Source organism: Thermostichus sp. MS-CIW-40, assembly GCF_054058315.1.
On record NZ_JBSSAC010000020.1, the window covers coordinates 1 to 19,584 of the forward strand.

Genomic DNA, 19,584 nt, shown 5'->3' on the forward strand with positions numbered 1-19,584 from the left:
TCAGCTTCCGCCTGTATGGGGTATTAGCAGCCGTTTCCAGCTGTTATCCCCCGCCTGAGGGTAGATTCCTACGTGTTACTCACCCGTCCGCCACTGACACCCGAAGGTGTCCGTACGACTTGCATGTGTTAAGCATACCGCCAGCGTTCATCCTGAGCCAGGATCAAACTCTCCGTGTCGATGCAAGAGCTTGTCTCTGGAAAAATGGAAACTTGACAGGGTTGAATGAGCAGCCACCAGCCGACTCAGGGAGCCTGCTGTGCTGCTTGGCGATGGTTGACTGAACGAGTTACTTGTCAAGGTTCTGGGGCGCCGGGGCTGGGTGGCCTTGTGGCGCTTTACTACCCTATCCCCACCCCCACCACCCCGTCAAGATATCCAACCCAAAATTTTTGGCAAGTTTTTGGCGAGAATAGCAGGGAAAAGAAGAAATAAAACTGTTTGAATATTGACATTCTGACTGCAGAGTTAATAAGATGGTTGCGAGGGTCAGGTTTCGGAGAAACTGTGATGCTGACTTTGGGCAAGCGGGAAGAGAGGGGTCATGTCAAGCTCAGTTGGCTTGATACTTACCACTCATTTTCTTTTGGAGAGTACTACGACCCTCGCTACATGGGCTTCCGGGCTTTGCGGGTGATTAACGATGACCGAATCAGCCCGAGTGCTGGCTTTCCGACCCATGGGCACCGGGACATGGAGATCGTTACCTATGTTTTGGAAGGGATCCTTGAGCATAAAGACAGCTTGGGCACGGGATCTGTGATTCGTCCTGGTGAAATTCAACGGATGACGGCAGGCACAGGGATCTGGCACAGCGAGTACAACTACTCGGCAGATGAGGAGGTTCATCTGCTGCAAATTTGGATTTTGCCGGAGCAGGAAAACCTGGAGCCCAGCTATGAACAAAAAGCGACGGGTTTGACAGAGCATCCCAATGAGTTTTGTTTAGTTGCCTCTCGAGATGGGCGCCAGGGATCCGTGATTGTGCATCAGGATGTGAATCTCTATGCAGGGTTGATTGAGCCGGGACGCACCATTCACCGACACTTGGATGAGAAGCGCTACGGATGGCTGCAGATAGCTCGGGGCGATGTGACCCTGGATGGCTTGTTTTTGCGAGAAGGAGATGGCGTGGCTATTGCTAGGGAAAGCGAGCTCAACCTTTTCAGTGAAGAAGGGGCTGAGGTGCTGCTGTTTGATTTGGCCTGAGGATGACTTTTGGCTGAATTCTGGCTGTTTGCCTTGAGCTTATAGTCGTTTTAGGCTGGGGTGAAGCGACTGAACTGCTGAGAAGAGCCTTCTGGCTCCGTACATTCAACGTTTTAGGCGCGGGTGCAGTGTCCTAGCTGGAATCGAAATGACCATAAGTCTTTTGGGATCCCAACTTTTTCTGCTGCTTTCAAGTCCTTTCAGGAGGAGAAGTGGATCCCTTCTTCGAGGTTTTGCTGAGTGAATTGAGAAAGAACTTGCTGCCAAAGGTGGCCAGTCTGGGATCCCTTTCCCTTGACGTGTAGAAGGCGGGCTCCTTCCTGCTGGGGATGGGGCTGTAGGCGCAGCCAGAGGTAGGTCGCAGGCAGATGGCGGAGGTACTGGGGCCACTCAATAGCGGTGATCCCACCTTGGCTCCAAAGTTCTTCTAGCCCTAGGTCTTCTAGGAGTGTGGATTCTTTCCCACCGGCGCGAGCGGCAGAAGAGGTCTCTAGGCGGTAGAGATCGCAATGGAAAAGAGGGATCCGTCCGGTGTGGTATTCCTGCACCAGCACGAAGGTGGGGCTGTCGATGGGTTCAGGGATCCCCAAGCCCTGCCCTAGTCCCTGCACAAAGGTGGTTTTGCCGCTGCCCAGATTACCTTCGAGAAGAATGACCAAGCCGGAAGTGGAGCCGAGGCTGCGGCTGGGAGGGGGAGATTTTTGTTGACCTGAAGGGGCGAGGAAGCCAAGGGCGGCTTGAGCTACGAGGGCCCCTAGTGATTGGGTAGCAGCGGCGGATGGCAGCAGCAGAGGGGAGGCTTGCTGCCAGAGCTCTTCATTCTGTTCGCTGGCCATGGCTTACAACTCCTTTGGGGCGGGGATCCCAGGCGAGGAAGTTGCCTCGTTTGGGTGAACAGAAACGCGTTTGGGAGCTGTCAAGATTGCGGCCAGGCCTGCTCCAATGAGCAACAGGCTCACCCCCTGCGCCACCCGCAGGGATCCCAGCATGAGGCTATCGGTGCGCAGGCCTTCGATCCAGAAGCGCCCCAGGCTGTACCCCACCAGGTAGAGGCCCAAGAGGGTGCCGGGGGGAAGCTGGCGCCGGTAGCTTAAAAAGAGCAGGAGCCCGAAGAGACCAAAGTTCCAGAGGGATTCGTACAAAAAAGTGGGATGGACGCGCGATCCATCAGGCAGCTGCAGTTGTACCCACAGAGGGCTATCCGGAGGCAACACCTTTCCGTAGGCTTCGTTGTTGAAGAAGTTGCCCCAACGTCCGATCCCCTGACCAAGGCTGAGGGAGGGAACAAGGCAATCGGCTAGCAACCAAAAACTCAGCCGGTGCCGCCGGGCGAACAGGTAAAGCGCCGCACTGCCGCCGATCAAGGCACCGTGAATGGCAATGCCCCCCTGCCAGAGGGCCAAGACCTGCCACCAAGGGCCATCTCGATAGCGTTCCCACTCAAAGGCCACATAGTACAGGCGAGCAAGGGGCAGGGATCCAACCACCAACCACACCAGTAGATCAGGCATGGAACTGGGGGGAAGGCCACGCCGAGCTGCCAGATGGCGAGCCAGGAGCAAGCCCAACACCATTGCCAGGCCGATCAATAAGCCATACCAGCGCAGGCTGAGCGGCCCCCAACTAAACACAACCGGGCCGGGGGATTGTAAGACCAAAGTCATGACCGTGGGGACATTCCTGAGCAGATCCCTTTAGCCCACTCTACCCGCTCTGCAAGGCTATGCAGAAGACCTGCCCTCACCCCCAGCCCCTCTCCCAGAGGGAGGGGGGAGTTAGGAACCGAGGCAAGGTACGAGCTGACTGCAGTTGGAGGGAGAGGGATCCGCTCAGAGCAAGGCGACAATGTTAGAATGCAGGCTCGATTTTCCACCACGACTCCTGGGGGGGATGCGGGTTATGGCCCGGAAAGCCGCTGCTGTGAACACTGCTGATGACTCGGACAAATTGAAGTCAGAAAAACGCAAAGCCCTGGAGCAGGTGTTAAGCCAGATCGAGCGGAATTTCGGCAAAGGGGCAATCATGCGCCTGGGAGATGCCACCCAGATGCGGGTGGAGACCATACCCAGTGGGGCCATCACCCTCGACTTGGCCTTGGGCGGAGGTTACCCAAAAGGGCGGATTATCGAAGTCTTTGGGCCGGAATCTTCTGGGAAAACTTCAATTGCCCTACATGCCATCGCCGAAGTGCAAAAACAAGGGGGAACGGCAGCTTTTGTGGATGCGGAACATGCGCTGGATCCCACTTACGCAGCAGCTTTGGGGGTTGATATTCAAAACCTGTTGATCTCGCAACCGGATACGGGAGAGGCAGCTCTGGAGATCGTCGATCAGTTGGTGCGCTCGGCAGCTGTGGATATCGTGGTGGTGGACTCGGTAGCAGCGTTGGTGCCCCGGGCTGAGATCGAAGGGGATATGGGAGATGCCCATGTGGGATTGCAGGCGCGCCTGATGAGCCAAGCGCTGCGCAAGATTGCCGGAAATGTCAGCAAAACCGGATCCATCGTTCTTTTCTTAAACCAATTGCGCTCCAAAATTGGCGGCATAGGCTATGGCCCCCAGGAGACCACCACCGGCGGCAATGCCCTTAAGTTTTATGCGTCGGTGCGGCTAGATATTCGCCGCGTTCAAACCCTGAAAAAAGGTGCGGAAGAATACGGGATCCGAGCGCGGGTCAAGGTGGTGAAAAACAAAGTTGCCCCCCCTTTTCGGCGGGCAGAATTTGACATCATCTTTGGCCAGGGCATCTCCAACATCGGCTGCATCATCGATCTGGCAGATGAGATGGGCATTCTGAAGCGGCGCGGCTCTTGGTACAGCTACAAGGAGGAAAATGTTGCCCAAGGAAGGGACAATCTGGTTGTCTACTTGAAGGAAAACCCAGAGCTCCTAGCGGAGGTGGAAGCGGCTGTGCGGGAGAAACTTTCTGCGGGGGTGACGGTTTCCGCCAGCCGGCCGGCAGCGATGGAGGAGGGAGAGCAGGAAGAGAATGAGGATGCGGTCTTTGTAGAGGAAGAGTTCTGAGGGAGCAGCTAGCTGTTCAGGGAGCGCTTCCTGAGCGAGATCGCCGCTGGCGCAGGGCCTCGTAGAGCAACAACCCCCCCGTCATAGCGACGTTCAGAGATTCGACACCCTCGGCCATCGGGATCCGCACCTGGGCATCGGCCTGTTGGATAGTCGCTTCCCTCAGGCCAGCCCCTTCGTTGCCCAGGAGAAAAAGGGTAGGGCGGGTGAGATCTTGATCCCAGTAGCAGTTTGCTGTGGGGGAGAGGGTAGCAGCCAAGACTTGGATCCCGTGGCAACGGCAGCTCTGGATCCAGGCGGCTAGGTCGGGCACGACTTGGGGCGGACGGCGAAACCACTGGCCGGCAGAGGCCCGCAAGACTTTGGGGTTTTCGGGATCGACGCTGTCTGCGCTTAGCCAAAGGCCGTCGGCTCCTGCGGCGGCCACGACTCGGATTAGGGATCCCAAATTGCCTGGATCTTGCAGCGTTTCCACCACAAGGCCCAAACGTAACTTGGACAGGGGGGGAGAGGAAATCTGCCAACTGACGGCCACGGCCACAGCTCCTTCGGGAGACTCGGTGGTACAGAGCGCTGCCATGACTTCTGAGCTGACGGCCTGCCGCCGTAGACTCTTGGGCAGATTGGCCAGCAATTGTGGGTAACGCTCAGCCCACTCAAGCGTGTAGCAGAGAGCCTGCAGGGGCCAGCCAACTCGCAGGGCTTCTTCGATGAGGTGGGATCCCTCCACCAAAAAGGCGCCCTGTTCCCGCCGGCCTTTGCTGCGGTGCAACTGCCGCAACTTGCGGATCCAGGGGTTTTTCGGACTGGTCAGCAGCTCAGAAGCCATGTGGCAATGGTTAAGGTACTCCCCAAGTCTTCGGCGTTGCTGCCCTCACCCCCAGCCCCTCTCCCAGAGGGAGAGGGGAGTTAGTAACCGGAGCGGCGCAGCCGTTGGATAAAAAATCCATCCCGATCCTGCCGGTGGGGCCAGATGAGCAGGGGATCCCCTTCAGCAGCCCAATTGGGGTGGCTGTCGAGAAAGGCTTGAATGATCTCCTCGTTTTCGGCAGGGTGCAGCGTGCAGGTAGCGTACACCAACACCCCGCCCGGCTTAAGCCAACGGGCTGCCACCTGCAGAAGCTGAGCTTGCAGGTGGGCCAATTCAGGGATCCGCTCTGGAGTCTGCCGCCAGCGAGCGTCAGCATGGCGGTGCAAGGTGCCTAGGCCGGAGCAGGGGGCATCCAGCAGTACGCGGTCAGCACTCTGCCAGGGGGGCAAGGGGGCAGGGGGTAAGGACTCCGTCCCGCTGACGCGATCGGCGGCAGCGCTCAGGGATAACAGGTCGATGGCCAGGGGACGGATTGAGCTCAAGCCCAGGCGCTGCCTATTTTCCTCCAGGCGCCGCAGACGGTGGGGGTGGCGATCCAAAGCCCAGATTTCCCCCCGATCCTGCATGTGTTGGGCTATTTGGGTGGTCTTGCCGCCCGGAGCAGCGCAGCAGTCGATCACCCGCTCCCCTGGCTGGGGATCCAGGCAATGCACCACCTGCTGGGCACTGGCATCTTGAACGCTCCACCAACCCTGGGCAAAGCCGGGCAGGGCCGTGATGTCGCCAGCATGATCCTGAAGTCGCAAGGCACCCGGCACCTCGGAGATGGGGAGGGCAGGGATCCCGGCTGCTGCCAAGGCTTGAATGACTTTATTCACATCTGCCCGCAGTGGGTTGACCCGCAAATCCAGGTGGGGTGGCTGATTAAACCAAGCACACAACTGCTCCGTTTCCACCGGCCCCAGGCGCTCCCACCATAGGCTCACCAACCAGTCGGGAAAGCTGTGCCGGATCCCCAAAGCCTGAATTGGGTCGGCTGGCAGAGTGTCCTCGAGGGGCTTGAGGGGATCCTTCTCTGGCTGATCCAACACTTGCCGCTGGTAGGCGCGCAAGATGCCGTTCACCACCCCTGTCAGGGATCCCAGCCCCATCTGGCGGGCCAATTCCACGCTGGTGTGGATGGCAGCGCTGGGGGGGATGTGATCCAAAAAAGCCAGCTGGTAGAGGCCAAGGTGCAGAATGAGCCGCAAATCGGGCGGTTGCTTGTGGGCAGGACGTTGGGCAAAGCAGTCGATTAGGGCGTCGAGGGTGCGACGACGGCGGGTAACGCCGTACACCAGCTCGCTGACCAGGCGGCAGTCGGCAGGGATCAGGTGGCTGTGGGCCAACAGGTGCTCTAGCACCACGTCAGCATAGGCGTTTTGCCGCTCGATCTTCTGCAAGGCCAAGAGGGCCAGTTGACGTGCGTTCATGGTCGCCCCAAAAGGTTTTCCCATTCTCCCCCCTGGGCGATACTGGAGAAGCCCCTAAGGGATCCCAATCATGCCTTACACCAGCGCCTTCTTAGAGGTGATCCCCGCCATCGACCTTCTCCAGGGCCACGCCGTGCGCCTCTACCAGGGGGATTATGCTCAGGCGGAACAGGTGGCCGATGACCCCATCCAGCAGGCCGAAGCTTGGGCGGCACAGGGTGCCCCTCGCCTGCATGTGGTCGATCTGGACGGAGCCAAAAGCGGGGATCCAGTCAACCTGCCCATCATTGAGCGCATTGTCCGCAGCCTGGCCATCCCGGTGCAGGTGGGGGGTGGGATCCGATCCCTGGAACGGGCGCGGCAGTTGTTGGATTTGGGGGTGGATCGGGTGATCGTTGGCACCCTGGCCGTGGAGGATCCTGACACCCTGGAGGCGATGACCCAAGCCTTCCCCGGTCGGGTTTGGGTGGGGATCGACGCTCGGCAGGGGCAAGTGGCCACCCGCGGCTGGCTGAGCACCACTCCCCTGCGGGCCACCGAATTGGTGCAACGGGTGGGGGAACAGGGCGTCGCCGGCATCATCTACACCGACATTGGCCGGGATGGCACCCTGGCCGGCCCCAACCTACAACAGTTGCAGGAGATCCTCGCCATCTCCCGCCTGCCTGTGATTGCTTCGGGGGGAATCGGATCGCTAACGGATTTGCTGGCTTTGTTGAGCTTGCCCCGTTTGACAGGGGCCATTTTGGGCAAGGCCCTCTACTCAGGGGCGATCTCCTTGCAGGAAGCTTTGCGAGCAGTGGGGCCGGGCCGTTGGCAGGATCTGCCGCCGGAAACCGGATCCCTGTGGGCCTAGATGTCCACCTCGACGCCGAGCGGAAAGCAGCCTCAGCAATGCCATACTGGGCAAAATCGACAGGCAACTGCATGCAACCAACACTGGCCATCGGTGAAGGTTTTCCAAGACATTTTTGTTTTTTTGTTTTTCAGGTCATGTCCTTTCCCGCGCTTCGCCCTGCTGTTCGAGCTTTACAACCCGAGTTGGTGACCTGGCGCCGCCACATCCACAAGTATCCCGAGCTGGGCTTCCAGGAGAAGCAAACCGCCGCCTACATCAGCCAGCGCCTGAAAAGTTGGGGGATCCCTCACCAGACCGGCATTGCCCACACCGGCATTGTGGCCACCATTGAGGGAGAGCAGCCGGGGCCGGTTTTGGCGCTGCGGGCCGATATGGATGCCCTGCCCATTCATGAGGCCAATGAAGTCGAGTACCGCTCCGCCATCCCCAACGTCATGCACGCCTGTGGCCACGACGGCCATACGGCCATTGCTATGGGCACCGCCAAGCTGCTGCAACAGCACCGTCAACACCTCAAGGGCACGGTCAAGGTCATTTTTCAACCTGCCGAAGAAGGCCCCGGCGGAGCCAAGCCCATGCTGGAGGCGGGGGTTCTGAAAAACCCGGATGTGGAAGCCATCCTCGGCCTACACCTGTGGAATAATCGCCCTCTGGGCACTATTGGCGTGAAAAGTGGCCCCTCGATGGCCTTTGCCGACCGCTTTCAGATTCAGGTGATCGGGCGAGGCGGACATGCCGCCCTTCCCCAGCAGACGGTAGATGCCATTGTGGTGGGATCCCACATTGTCAATGCTTTGCAGACCATCGTCTCCCGCAGTGTGGATCCGCTGCAGCCGGCGGTGGTGACGGTGGGCCGCTTCCGGGCTGGCGATACCTTTAACGTCATTGCCCCTAGAGCTGAGATTTGGGGCACCGTGCGCAGCTTTCAGCCGGAAGTGCGGGATTTGATCTCAAAACGTATGGAAGAAATCGTTGCCGGCATTTGCCAAGCCTACGGGGCCACCTACGAGTTTCAGTACGAACGGGGCTACCCAGCGGTTTGCAACGATCCTGCTATGGTAGCGCTGGTGGAACAAGCTGCCCGCCAGGTGTTTGGCTCAGAGGCGAGGATCATCCCAGAAATGACCATGGGCGGCGAGGACGTCTCCTTTTTTCTCAACGAGGTGCCCGGCTGCTACTTTTTCCTGGGATCCGCCAACCCCGCCAAGGGACTGGACTATCCCCATCACCATCCCCGCTTCGACTTCGATGAGGCTGCCCTTGGCATTGGGGTAGAGCTGTTCCTGCGCTGCATTGAGAACTACACCGGGCAAGCCTTGAGTTAGCGGGAAACCTCTGCTAGGGCCTGAGCAAGTCAGCGGATCCGCTGCTGGGAAGCAGCAAGGGCTTCATAGGTTCTGGGGTGGGACGGGTAGGGGCAGGATCCCCGTCGGTGGGAATGTAGAGGGGCGTTGGGTTGGGATCCCCACCGAAGGCCATCACAAGGGCTTCCAGCAGGGCCTGTCGCTGTTGCCGGTTCAGGAATTGTACAACGGCTTTGTCTTGGGCGTAGGGGTTGACCGTGAGGCGGTCGGCACCGGGATACCGTTGGGCGATGATTGGCTCATTGGCATCAAAATAGTCCGCCAGCGTCAGTTGCCAGTCAAAGCGGTCGGTCGGGGAGCGACCGGCCACCTGCAGATGGTAAACCATCATCCGCCGCACCAAGGTATCTTCCTCAGGCGTAGGGCCGCCGTCATTGGGGTTAATGGGGGTGTAGACGTTTTCCAGCGGCAGATCCGGCAATGCCTCGTACACCCGCCGCGCCGCTTCGGGGATCAGCCGCAACTGAGCATAGGCAGGCCCGGATCCCAGTAGAACTGCAACGGCAATGCCCAGGAAGCTTGGCAAAAGGGCTTGTTTCCTCATCACTGATCGCCCCAAAACTCGCTTGCACGGAACGGACTGTATTGTAACCAAACGGTGGTTCGTGGATTGTAGATATTGTAGATTTGGCGGATTCAGCAATTGAGATCCAACGCAGCCGGAGCTTTTTTAGTCAATACTGAGTCCGTCCACTACCTGAGGTTGAGGACGCGGTTTGAGAGGGGCTGACTGAGCCAAGCGATCCCGCTGGTGGTGTTCTTGAGAATGCCTTTGCCAGAGGCCAAGAATATCCAACGTTTCGCCGCCATGCTGCGTATAACGCTTCCGCACTTTACATAACACGGGGGTATTGACGCACACACCGGAGACGATCACCTGACCTTTGCTCAAGGCGGGCAATTCCTGCAACAGATCCCGTCCGGCAGCCTCGACACTGTGGCGCAAATTTTCCTGATCGGCAGGGTTGACAATTCGCATTAAAAATTGGCTCATGCATTGCGACAAAATGTCCGAGTCTAACTTGCCAGGGCGTTGCGTGATCAGCCCTACTCCCAGTCCAAACTTGCGTCCTTCGCTGAGGATGGTGCGCAGCACCTGTTTGCAACGAGAAGGCTCGTGGGCAGGGGCAAACCGATGGGCCTCTTCCAGCAAAATAAAGACGGGATAAGGCAAGTAATTTTCGTCCCCCGGCTGGATCTTGCCTTTGTGGGTATTGATCCGAGCATAGTTGGCCTGGCGCAAGATGGCAGCAGCGATCACCTGCTGTTCTTCCTGGCTGATCTCGTGCATTTGTAGAATGGTCACCTGCCCCGGCTCAAACAAGTCTTTGGGGGCCAGATGTTCTACATTGCTGAAATAAGGAGAGCGGTCGATCTGTTCTAATTTCCACTCCAAGGCGGCGGCTGAGGATCCCTGGGATCCATCTTCTGCAGAATCAGCTTCATTTACGGCATCGATTAAATCCTGAATCGTCCAGCGGATCGGGTTAAATTGAGTTGTTTTGCGAAAGGCTTTCTCCAGAAAAGATTTCTGTCGGTCAGTGGTCTCTGGCAGCAGGGTCAGAATATCAAAGAAGTTAAGAGAAGATACACGAATCTTAATTTCCTGCGGTGAAAGAACCTTGACTTTAGGACGGTAGCCGTCTTCCCCAAAAAACTTGGGGTGGGACTGCATTTCTGCCAGCGTGTGGTATTCCCCGTGGGGATCGAAAATGAGAACGGCAGCTCGGTTTTTGGGCAAAAGCAGCTCTTCGATCAAAACCCCTGCTGTATAAGATTTACCGGATCCCGTCCCCGCCAAAATGGCCAGATGGGTGCTGACCATTTCCTTGACGTCCAGTACTACGGGCACTGCTCCCTCATCGCGCAACAACAGGCTGCCCAAGTGAGCACCCCCAATGGCTGTTTCATCTCGTTTGTTCAAAATTGATTTCAGCAGACGATTGGAGGCCAGAAAAACCTTGGCACCGGGATCCGGAGCGCGGCGGGGGTTAATAAAGCCCATCTTCTGATTGAAATAGCCGATGACCTCGACGGTAACCGCATAGATTTCCGGATTGGGATGGGTGAAGCCCACCAGAGCCACAATGGTGCTGGGATCGATTTCGGTATCGGCAAAGATGCGATCGGGGATGTGATCCAGGAGCTGAACTTGGCTAATTTTACCCAGGATTTGCAGCGTTTGCGATTGGGGATCCTGGACTTCGTAGTAGACGAAATCGCCCACCTTTACCGCTTGGGTATTGGAAGTGATGAAAACATATTGGTTAGAGGTTTCTCCAGGCCCTTTGACGGTGCCAATTACCTCTGGAGAGTCCTCAGTTGGAGAGAGGGTGGCTTCTGGATGGTGGCCATTATCGGTGATTTTTTGGGGCATTAGCGCATCGCTCCTACAGTCATTTTCCAGGCCAATTCTTTGCTTAAGATTTGCAGAGCTCGCCGTTGAGCTGGATCGGCAAACATCGGCGTAATGTCGTTCAAGACTTGGTAGATCAAATGATTGGCAAAGTTGCCGCCGCTACTCAGCAGCAAACCATAGTAGGAAAATTGGGTTTGACCTTGGGGATCCTGGTGAAAGCGCAGGATCTCTTCCCGGCTCATGCGAAAAACCGGCGTGTTTACAGGCACCACCACGCGTGGGATCCCTTGCCGGCCACAGCGGCGCTCTTCATCCAAGGCCCCGATTAAAACCACCGAGAGCAATGTGCGCACCTCATTCTGCAGATCGGGGGAAAAATAGGGATCCGGCTGGCTGGAAAGACGCGGCCCAGAATTGAGGAACATCGGGTTCAGAAGCTGTGTGTTGTAGACCAGACCTACGGCCCAGTGTCGCCGGTCGCTTTCTAGCTTGACAAAGCTGCCGAAGCCATAGTCATCAGGAGTCGGCGGATTTTTGACTTCTAAAGCATCGTCCACCTGCACCACGTAATCACAGTGATTGTTGGAGCGAACCACCTTTCCCAATCTCATCGGACTCGTCTCCGTTGTAGTTTACTCACCGTTTTCCGAGATAGCCTCAGGTTCAGCTTCTCGCGAGCGGCCCAATCTTGCATGAGGCGTAAGAAAAGGTTGCGATCCTCATTGCGAATAACGGCTATTTGATCGGCTGTCTCCAGCACATAAGGATAACCTCGCCCAATCACCACCTCACAGCGAACCAGATCCACCAACCAGTCCAACAGTCCTGCCTCATAAACCCAAACGGGTATTTCCAAGCGGGCCGGAAAGTTGTCATTGGTGCGCAGGTAAACAAATCCCACTCGCTCTCGCATTTCTTGGTAGCGATTGAGGATCCCATCTTGGGGGTTGAGGCTGCCGCCACGGGCACAGATGAAAAAAGGTGTGCGATCCCCCCACTCCAACCAGGGACTAAGCAGTTGCGCATCGTGAAGCTGTGGAGCTTCGGGTAGGTCAAAACAATGCTTCAGCAACGCCACCAAATCGGAAGTGTAGGTGGTGTCTATGTAGGCCACGATGGGGATCCGGCTTTGCTCGCTGGCCCGCAGAAGCTGGAGCAAACACTGCACATAAAAGTCTTGGCTTTCTGGCTCAAAGACTTCGGCAAAAGTAGCCACCAGCGCCCCGTCCAAAAAGGCCAATTTTCGGGATCCCGGTTGAGATTTTTGAATGTATTCTACAAGTCTCTCGATTTCCATTTGAAAGCGGCGCATGTTAACCATTCGCTCTTTCGGTTCGCCGCTGCTGTCGGATCCCAGGTCCCTTGGAGTCAATACATCCACTTGGATGTCTTTTTCGTACAAGCCTGCTGCGCAGTGATAATTTTCATACCAGCCGATTTGCACCAGCGCCACCGGTATTGACAGATCTTTGCTGGGATAAATCTGGGATCCATCCACGGCAAAGGTGGGAATATTTTCAATGACCGACTTCGCCCAATCGCGGCTTTCTTCGTAATTGGCCCATTCCTGCTCAAAAGGGATCCTCCAATTGGAGTAGCGATCCCATTCTTCAGTGGGCAAAGCGCCTGGGAAAGGGAATGGAGCTATTTTTTCGGCAATCTCTAAGCTCGACCACTGGCGCAAGCTTTCCATAGCCTGCTTATAGTATTCTCTGCGCTCCGACAGCCTTTGATCAAAAGTGGCAAAGGCTTCCCGCTTCTGCTGCAGCACCGCCAGGATCCGGTCGGCTCTAAACACCATGGGCGGGATCCCTCCCTACCGACTTGGATCCGGAGTGCCTTTCCACCCGAATAACATTTTCTGTCATTTGCTCAAAGGTATCGTCGTGGCTGATGACAAACAGCTGCTCAAAAGATCGCAGGTTGGTAATAGCCTCTGCCAGCCGCTGTCGCCGTTGGGTATCCATATTGGTGGTGGGCTCATCGAAAAAGGCAATATTTAGTTGTCCCAACACCTTGAGTAAAGCCAAGCGCACTGCCAAGGCCGCCGACATTTGCTCTCCCCCGGAAAGGCTGGCAAACCGTCGTTTGGGGCTGCCGGCTTCTTGAACGCGGATCTCATAATCGGCTTCCCAGGTCAGGGTGACGTTGGGACGGTTGAGAATTTCTCGGAAGAGGTGATCGGCAGTATGGTTGATCTGCTGCAGGTAGTATTGGGTAATTTGAGGGCCGGCTTTTCTATAGGTATCTCGGCTAAACTTGATAAAGCGGTGTAGGCGTTCTTTCTCAGTTTTTTCTGCCTCGACTTGCTTTAAGCTGGCCTTGGTCTGTTCCAATTGCCGCAACTTTTCCTCAATTTTGCTCAGTTGAGGAGCTAGGCTCTCCAGTCGGGCCTGGGCTTCGGCTTTTTGAATTTCGGTGGCCTGCAGAAGGGATCGAAGATGCTCATGCTCCTGCGGTCGATACAGAGCAGCTAAGGGATCCCGTGCTGCGCGAAGTTGGGAAAGCTGAGTTTGCAGTTGCTGCCGCTGGGCGTTTAGCTCGGCCAGTTCCTGTTCCCGTTGGGGAAGCAATTTGGCGATGGGTTCTGCCTGCAGATAGCGCTCGTGATCTAAACGGTATCGTTCGCGTTCTTCCTGCAGGGATCCCAGCTCTCGATCCAGATGCTCCGTTTGGCATAGGGCCTCCTCGATAGGGTTGAGTGCGGCCTGTAAATCCTGAAGCTGCTGCAGGCAGTCGGCCTGCATTTGTAAATACTGCTTTTCCTGTTTTAGCTCTGCTTTGAGCCGTTCGGCTTGACTTCTGGGATCCCCCAGAGATTTTAAGGTTTTGGCGGCTTTTTCAATTTGGGCTTGCAGGTCATCTTTGGATCCCTCTGTTTGTTCCCAGCGGTCGATCTGGGCTTGTTTTTCTTGCTTGGCTTTCTGAATTTGATCTAGGGCCAACTGGGCCGCTTGGAGTTCATCTTGCCGTCGGGGCAAACTTTGGGCAAGAGGCTGCATGCGGATAAAGGTCTCGTAGTTGTTGCGGTGCCGGCCTTGTTCTTCCCGCAAAGCTGCAATTCTTTCATCCAGATCTGAAAGCGGTTGCAGCTGCTCTTCTAGGGCTTGTATCTGCTGTTGGAGTTGCTGAACATGGGCCGCTATTTGTTGATATTCTTGCTCAACCCTAGACTTGCGGCTGAGATCTCTTTCCAAGCGCTGGATTTGCCCTCTGGGATCCCCCAGTTCTTGCAGCGCCTGGCCAATTTCCTGTTGTTGCCGAAGGAAGGTGGGCTCAGCCTCAAGATCCCAGTGAAGATCATCAATTCTGCTTTGTCGTTCGGCTTGCAACTGCAGCAGTTGCTGAATTTGGGCTTGTAAATCGGGTATTTGTGCGGTTAGGCCGAGCAAGGGTTGCAAAGTCCTGAGTTGTTTTTGGATGTTGGACAACTGCTGACGAAGTTGGGGCTCGGAAGTTTGGGGAGCCAGATCCTGCAAAATCTGATGGATGGACTGGAGCAACTGTTGGCTGAGTGCTGAAGATCGAGTGAGTACCTCTGGGATCCGCTGCCACAGAGATTGAAGTTGGGGATAGTTGTGTCGCTGCGCTTCCAATTCGTCCAGAAGTTGCCGGATGCTGTGATGGTGTTGAGCCAATTGATCCGAGCCCTGCTCAAAAAGGGCTTGTAGCTCCTGTTGAAATTGACGAGCTGCGGCAATGCGGCTGAGCTGAGTTTGCAATCGCTCCTGTTGAGTTTCGAGCGCAGGAATGGCGGCTACCCGCTCCAAATCCGCCTGCCGTTGTCTCAGTTGGAGCTGCAGTTGTTGCAATTGGACTTGGCCTTGTTCCTGCTCCGTTTCCCGTTGTTTGAGTTCAAGGCGCAGAGCCTGAAAGGAAGCCAACTTCTCGCCAAGTTGGGAGTGGCGCTGCTCCAGGGAGGCCTGCCGTTCACACAGGGGTTGCAGCTCAAGTTTTTCCGCCTCCATTTTTTGGAAGATCTGGAGTTGTTGCTGATATTCGGATCCCTGCAGCTCCAATCGATGCAGTTGATGTTGCAAAGTTTCCCGTTGAGCCAGTAAAGTTTGTCGGGTTCGCCGCAGCGCTTCCTGCTCTGCAATGAGGGTTTCCAACTGCAAATAACGGTTGTAGGTCAATTGATGCTGCCGACATATGGCCTGGGCCTGTTCAGCTTCTTGCACTCGGCTTTGTAGCAGTTGACAGCGCTCGGCGTGGGCTGTCCATTCTGCCTGGATCTGTTCCCATTCGCGGTGCAGGTGTAGCAACGTGTTGAGCTGTTGAGTCCAATAGGTCTGCTGACGCTCTAGCTCCTCTTGGGCCTGAATTTGCGGGGTTAGCTCCTCTAGCTCCTGCTTCCAGCGCTGCTGTTGGCTTAACTTTTCTTGAAGTCTTGCCAATTGGTTTTCGATATGCTGCTTTTGCGAGAGCAAAGCATCCCGCTGTTTCAGCCACTCCAAGCGTTGCTGTTGCTGTTTTTCCAGCTCCCGCAAGCGAGCTTCTGTGGCCAAAAAATGCTGAGATCCCTCCCAGTATTGCTGTTGCTGCGCTTGAGCTTGCCTGGCCTCTGCCCATAACTTTTCTGCCTGCTCAAGAGATACCTGAAGCAGGGATCCCTTTTGCTCCAGTTGGGCAATCTGGTGATCTAAAGTTTGGATTTGCTCAAGCCATTTCTCCAGTCGCTCGATCTCAAGCTTAACCTGATCCAGAGTGTGGATCGATTGACTCAAGCGCTCTTGCCAATAACTCAGTTCTTGTTGGATTTTCTGCCGCTCCGCTTGCAGCGGATCCCACTCCTGTAGCTGTTGGCGGAGCAATTCAATTTGATGATTAATGGCCTGAATCTGCGCCTCGCTGTATTTTTCGACCGCCAACAGGTCTTTGGCCACCTGCTGGTACTCTTCCACCTTTAAGATGCGATCGAAAACTTCTTTGCGATCTCGACCAGTTTTGAGAAAGTCTGCCGTGAAAGTCCCTTGGGGCACCCCAATCGTTGTGGCAAAGAGCCGCGCCAGGTCGGTACCGGCAGGTACGCCCAAATGTTGCCTCAGCCACGGCAGCACATCGGACTTGCGCTCATACTCTAGGCGCTGCTTCAGCTGGGGATCAAAGAGACGATATCCCTGCGTGACGCTGCGGCGAACATCGTAGGTGCGCTGATCCCATTGGGAGATAAATTGCACAGTCACCACTGCGTCGTTGGCCCCGGAGCGAATGATTTCTTCTTGGCTGTAGGGGCAGTAGTCGAACAAAACCCAGGCAATGGCTTCCAAAATGCTGGTCTTGCCCGCTCCGTTTTCTCCGCAAATGGCGTTAATACCTGGCTCAAACGTGAAGACGGCATCCTCATGAGATTTGAAGTTTTGTAAAGCGAGAGAGAGGATCCGCATAATCAGTCTTCTGCTCCCCAAAAAGCTCCCCTTAGGTGAGCATACACTTCAGATTCTCCTTGCCCATCCAAAACCTTTTCTTTAAGATCCAGAAGCAGCCGCGCTAGCTCTTCACTGCGTTTGCGGTAGTGGGCATGGCTGCTCAGCAGATCCCTGTAGATTTTCTCTTCGATTTGTAGCCTCTGCCCCTCTTCTTCCAAGGAAAGGGCAGCCGACCCGAGCTCTAAAGTATTGGCCTCAAAACGAAACAGAACCAGCAAGGCGCCGGTAAGCTGCTGAATTTGACACTGTAGGGCGCGGCTATCCAGCTCATGCTTGGCGAACCCCACCTGTCCCACCAGCCGCAACTCCACCATCGGCTCCATCTCACTTTCCTGAAAACGGGATCCCTTAGCCAAGGCAATGGCTGCTGCGGCAATCTGTTCGGGGGTTTCTCTGCCCTTGGCCTCCAGATAGAGCCGGCGGCGGGGCCGCTGATGGTAATCCTGCACCAACTCCGCTTGGGGTGGGCCATCTCCCCAGCGGACGCGATAGGCCCCCCGTTGGAAGTCCCATTCGGCAGTGCTGTTGGCCTCCAGGGATCCCGGGTTGAAGATCCACCCCCCCTCGGAATAGCTTTTGTGAATGTGTCCCAAGGCCAGGTAGCCCACTCCCGCCTCCCGCAAGGGCAACAGATCCCGGTAGCGCAAAGCGCCTTGGTAACGGGCAATTTGGCCTTCTAGACCGTGGTGGAACATCAACACCACCCGTTCTGGGCCGGGGGGCAACCGTCGAATGGCCGCCGCCAACTGCTCAATCGACCTGGGAGCTGCCGATCCGTACCACTGGGATCCAATCACCCGCACCCCACAGGGCAAATCCAGATACCCTCCCCGCCGGCCCGACCAGGGACGCAGCTCCAGTCCTTCTTCCCCTTCCTCAGGCTCCAGCAATATCAGCTCCCCGTGATCGGCCAAGTACCTCAGCCAACTGGTTTTCACGCCATAGGGGCGATTGTCGTGGTTGCCCTCGATGGCCAACACCGGAATCCCGGCCTGCTGCAGCTCCCGCAAGACGATCTGGGCTTGGTTGAGAACGCCGGGCTGAATCTGCCGATGCTCGAACAGATCTCCGGCGATGAGCACAAAGTCCACCGGATCCTGAATGGCATAGCGCCGGACAACATCCCGAAAAGCCAAAAAGAAGTCCTTGCTCCGCTCCGGGCTGTCGTAGCGGTCATAGCCCAGATGCACATCGGCCAGGTGTAAAAATGTGCAGGTTGAGCAGGCCATCCCCAGAGCACCTCGGCAAATTGTCCACAGTTTAGCAAACCCATCTTGTTCCCTACCCAAGATATAGGGATCCCTTCCTCTCAATCATCGGGTTCGCCCCGGCTATCTCCACTAGGGGTAGGTGCCGGCTGAGGATCTGAAATGGGCAGCTGCCCTGCCATCCAGAACGGCGAGAGTTCCCTAAGTGGAATTGATCAAATCCGCAATATTGTGCTTCATCTTGTTGCAAATGTTATCGAGGGGCAGATCATTGGGATCCCGGCCGAAGGGGTTTTCAATTTCGATGCCGATCTCTTCAACGCCAAACAACATAAAGCTCAGCCATCCCACAATGGGGCCGGTCATCCAACCCAAGCCCTCCACCATTTGAAACGGTAAAGACAAACAGTAAAGCAACAGCAACTGCTTCAAGTGCAGGGCATAAGCCATCGGCATTGGGGTCATGAGAATGCGCTCACAGGCCCCCAGCGCATCCACCATGCTGTTGAGCCGCTCCACCATGATCGTGAGCTGGTAGACCTCAACGCGGCCCTTTTGGTATTGGCGCTGCAGATAATCTCCAATCCAAAAGGCAATCTGCAAAGGGGGATGGTTGAGGCTTTGGAGACGTTGCAACTGCTCCGGGCTGAGGAGGGGCTGAATCTCATCCAGCAAAGGTTCCTGGCGCAAGTGCTGTTTCATGGCCATGGCAAAGGCGGGCAATAGATATAGAGTTTGGATCTTCTCTTCCCGGTCGCCGGGTTGCTTTTCTTCAATGGCTACCCAAATCAGGCGGGCCAAATTGCGCACGTCATTCACCACGGATCCCCAAGCTTTCCGCCCCTCCCAGAACCGTTCGTAGGCGGTGTTTGTCCGAAACACCAGCATCAAACCCAAAACGATGTTGGGCACAAACGCCACCAACGACGACAGCGCCAGGGGCAGCCCCAGCTTATACAGAATCGAAACCAGCACCCCGGCCAAGCCGCAGATAAAGGCGCGGGGCAGCACTGCCGGCACAACTGATCCTTGCAACTGCAGGGCCAGGCGAAACCAACGCAGCCCCTCTCCTGCAAGATACTTGCGAAGAACCATAGTGCAGCGTCGGCAAGCTTGCTCTCTGATCCTACAGCCACTCCTACAGCCACGGCCTGCCGCCCTAGAGGGGATCCCTTGCCCGCCTATCCTGAAAAGCGACGAGGGTAGCCTGTTAGAGATTTTTCAGTTCGAGATTCTGTAAATGTCAAGCAATGCCCAGGCAAACTTCACGAACAACTTCCAGAACCCGAAGGTACTGTGGTACACTCTCAGCCAAGCAACAAATTCAACGCCGTTCTGCGATACCTCGACATGGCTGGAGTCCTCAAGCTCGACATTCGGGAATCGGCTGAAGAGCTCAAATCTCTACTAAGCAAGCAGTCCACACCGACCGGCAAGGAGCGGGTTCAAGCTCTTTACCTGCTCAAGATTGGGAAAGTCAAGACGATGACAGGCTTGGCTGAAATTCTGGGGCGGGACATCTCAACGATTTTTCGATGGTTTCAACGCTACAAGGCCAGGGGGCTAGAGGGCATGTTGACGGTGCCCCGCAACCAAGGGCGCAAACCCCTCATCCCCAAGCCGGTTTTGGAAATCCTCAAGCAGGAGCTGCATCAGCCTGGCCGATTCCGTACCTACAGCGACATTCGCGAATGGCTGCGGGAAACCCACGGTGTGGATGCTTCCTACAAAGTTGTGCATGAAACTGTTCGCTACCGTCTCAAGGTGCGCTTGCGGGGATCCCATGCTAAGCGGCGCAAGAGCGGGGGACAAACTCCCCAGCCATCCCCCCATCTCTCTTGATCTCTTG

Annotated in this window: 16 protein-coding genes and 1 rRNA gene; 5 read left to right on the forward strand and 12 right to left on the reverse strand. The window is 56.2% G+C overall.

Translation table 11 applies throughout. The annotated features are described in order from the left end of the window. Positions 1-179 (reverse strand): 16S ribosomal RNA (locus ACVWXF_RS07865); the annotation flags it as partial. A gap of 331 nt (positions 180-510) precedes the next feature. On the opposite strand from ACVWXF_RS07865, the gene ACVWXF_RS07870 reads away from it, so the two are divergent. Beyond that, positions 511-1,209: a pirin family protein gene (locus tag ACVWXF_RS07870; RefSeq protein ID WP_457474096.1), complete on the forward strand. Its 699-nt coding sequence runs from the start codon at positions 511-513 to the stop codon at positions 1,207-1,209. Between the two features lie 200 nt (positions 1,210-1,409). Here ACVWXF_RS07870 and tsaE read toward each other — a convergent pair whose 3' ends face one another. Next, the gene (gene tsaE, locus ACVWXF_RS07875) at positions 1,410-2,045 is read right to left on the reverse strand and encodes a tRNA (adenosine(37)-N6)-threonylcarbamoyltransferase complex ATPase subunit type 1 TsaE (RefSeq protein ID WP_414341851.1); all 636 of its coding nucleotides are present in this window, start codon (positions 2,043-2,045) and stop codon (positions 1,410-1,412) included. Positions 2,046-2,048: 3 nt separating this feature from the next. Next, a complete protein-coding gene (lgt, locus tag ACVWXF_RS07880) occupies positions 2,049-2,873 on the reverse strand; it encodes a prolipoprotein diacylglyceryl transferase (protein ID WP_011433548.1) in 825 nt (274 codons plus the stop codon). Positions 2,874-3,108: 235 nt separating this feature from the next. Between lgt and recA the strand changes: the two genes are divergently transcribed. After that, entirely contained in the window at positions 3,109-4,233 is a 1,125-nt protein-coding gene (gene recA / locus ACVWXF_RS07885; RefSeq protein WP_414351429.1) for a recombinase RecA, read from the forward strand. Between the two features lie 16 nt (positions 4,234-4,249). Here the strand turns inward: recA and ACVWXF_RS07890 are convergent, their stop codons facing one another. Together ACVWXF_RS07890 and ACVWXF_RS07895 are read right to left on the reverse strand one after the other, a co-directional pair. Further along, positions 4,250-5,062: a TrmH family RNA methyltransferase gene (locus ACVWXF_RS07890; RefSeq protein ID WP_414331991.1), complete on the reverse strand. Its 813-nt coding sequence runs from the start codon at positions 5,060-5,062 to the stop codon at positions 4,250-4,252. Between the two features lie 80 nt (positions 5,063-5,142). After that, positions 5,143-6,516, reverse strand: coding sequence for a 16S rRNA (cytosine(967)-C(5))-methyltransferase (locus tag ACVWXF_RS07895; protein ID WP_457396241.1), 1,374 nt, complete (start codon positions 6,514-6,516; stop codon positions 5,143-5,145). Positions 6,517-6,586: 70 nt separating this feature from the next. Between ACVWXF_RS07895 and hisA the strand changes: the two genes are divergently transcribed. Together hisA and ACVWXF_RS07905 are read left to right on the forward strand one after the other, a co-directional pair. After that, the gene (gene hisA / locus ACVWXF_RS07900) at positions 6,587-7,372 is read left to right on the forward strand and encodes a 1-(5-phosphoribosyl)-5-[(5-phosphoribosylamino)methylideneamino]imidazole-4-carboxamide isomerase (protein ID WP_457474097.1); all 786 of its coding nucleotides are present in this window, start codon (positions 6,587-6,589) and stop codon (positions 7,370-7,372) included. A 137-nt stretch (positions 7,373-7,509) separates the two neighbouring features. Beyond that, entirely contained in the window at positions 7,510-8,700 is a 1,191-nt protein-coding gene (locus ACVWXF_RS07905) for a M20 metallopeptidase family protein (protein WP_457474098.1), read from the forward strand. Positions 8,701-8,713: 13 nt separating this feature from the next. Here the strand turns inward: ACVWXF_RS07905 and ACVWXF_RS07910 are convergent, their stop codons facing one another. The 7 genes from ACVWXF_RS07910 to ACVWXF_RS07940 form a co-directional block, all read right to left on the reverse strand. Then, positions 8,714-9,265 carry a hypothetical protein gene (locus ACVWXF_RS07910; RefSeq protein WP_457474099.1) on the reverse strand — a complete coding sequence of 184 codons (552 nt, stop codon included), beginning with the start codon at positions 9,263-9,265 and terminating at the stop codon, positions 8,714-8,716. Positions 9,266-9,409: 144 nt separating this feature from the next. Beyond that, a complete protein-coding gene (locus ACVWXF_RS07915) occupies positions 9,410-11,116 on the reverse strand; it encodes an ATP-binding protein (protein WP_457474100.1) in 1,707 nt (568 codons plus the stop codon). Then, a complete protein-coding gene (locus tag ACVWXF_RS07920; protein WP_414341843.1) occupies positions 11,116-11,709 on the reverse strand; it encodes a hypothetical protein in 594 nt (197 codons plus the stop codon). Before ACVWXF_RS07920 ends, ACVWXF_RS07915 begins: the two co-directional genes overlap by 1 nt. After that, positions 11,706-12,899, reverse strand: a complete 1,194-nt coding sequence (locus tag ACVWXF_RS07925) for a DNA double-strand break repair nuclease NurA (RefSeq protein ID WP_457474101.1) — start codon at positions 12,897-12,899, stop codon at positions 11,706-11,708. The genes ACVWXF_RS07920 and ACVWXF_RS07925 overlap by 4 nt, the downstream gene beginning before the upstream one ends. Next, positions 12,889-16,485 (reverse strand): AAA family ATPase, encoded by a 3,597-nt coding sequence (locus ACVWXF_RS07930; protein WP_457474102.1) that lies wholly within the window; start codon positions 16,483-16,485, stop codon positions 12,889-12,891. The genes ACVWXF_RS07925 and ACVWXF_RS07930 overlap by 11 nt, the downstream gene beginning before the upstream one ends. A 2-nt stretch (positions 16,486-16,487) precedes the next feature. Next, entirely contained in the window at positions 16,488-17,756 is a 1,269-nt protein-coding gene (locus ACVWXF_RS07935) for a metallophosphoesterase family protein (RefSeq protein WP_414356907.1), read from the reverse strand. Between the two features lie 180 nt (positions 17,757-17,936). Continuing rightward, complete coding sequence (locus tag ACVWXF_RS07940; RefSeq protein ID WP_011433560.1) at positions 17,937-18,830, reverse strand: bestrophin family protein; 894 nt, start codon at positions 18,828-18,830, stop codon at positions 17,937-17,939. 255 nt (positions 18,831-19,085) lie between these two features. Here ACVWXF_RS07940 and ACVWXF_RS07945 point away from each other — a divergent pair, with 255 nt between their 5' ends. Further along, positions 19,086-19,577 (forward strand): helix-turn-helix domain-containing protein, encoded by a 492-nt coding sequence (locus ACVWXF_RS07945; protein WP_457474103.1) that lies wholly within the window; start codon positions 19,086-19,088, stop codon positions 19,575-19,577. The last annotated feature ends 7 nt before the right edge of the window (positions 19,578-19,584 follow it).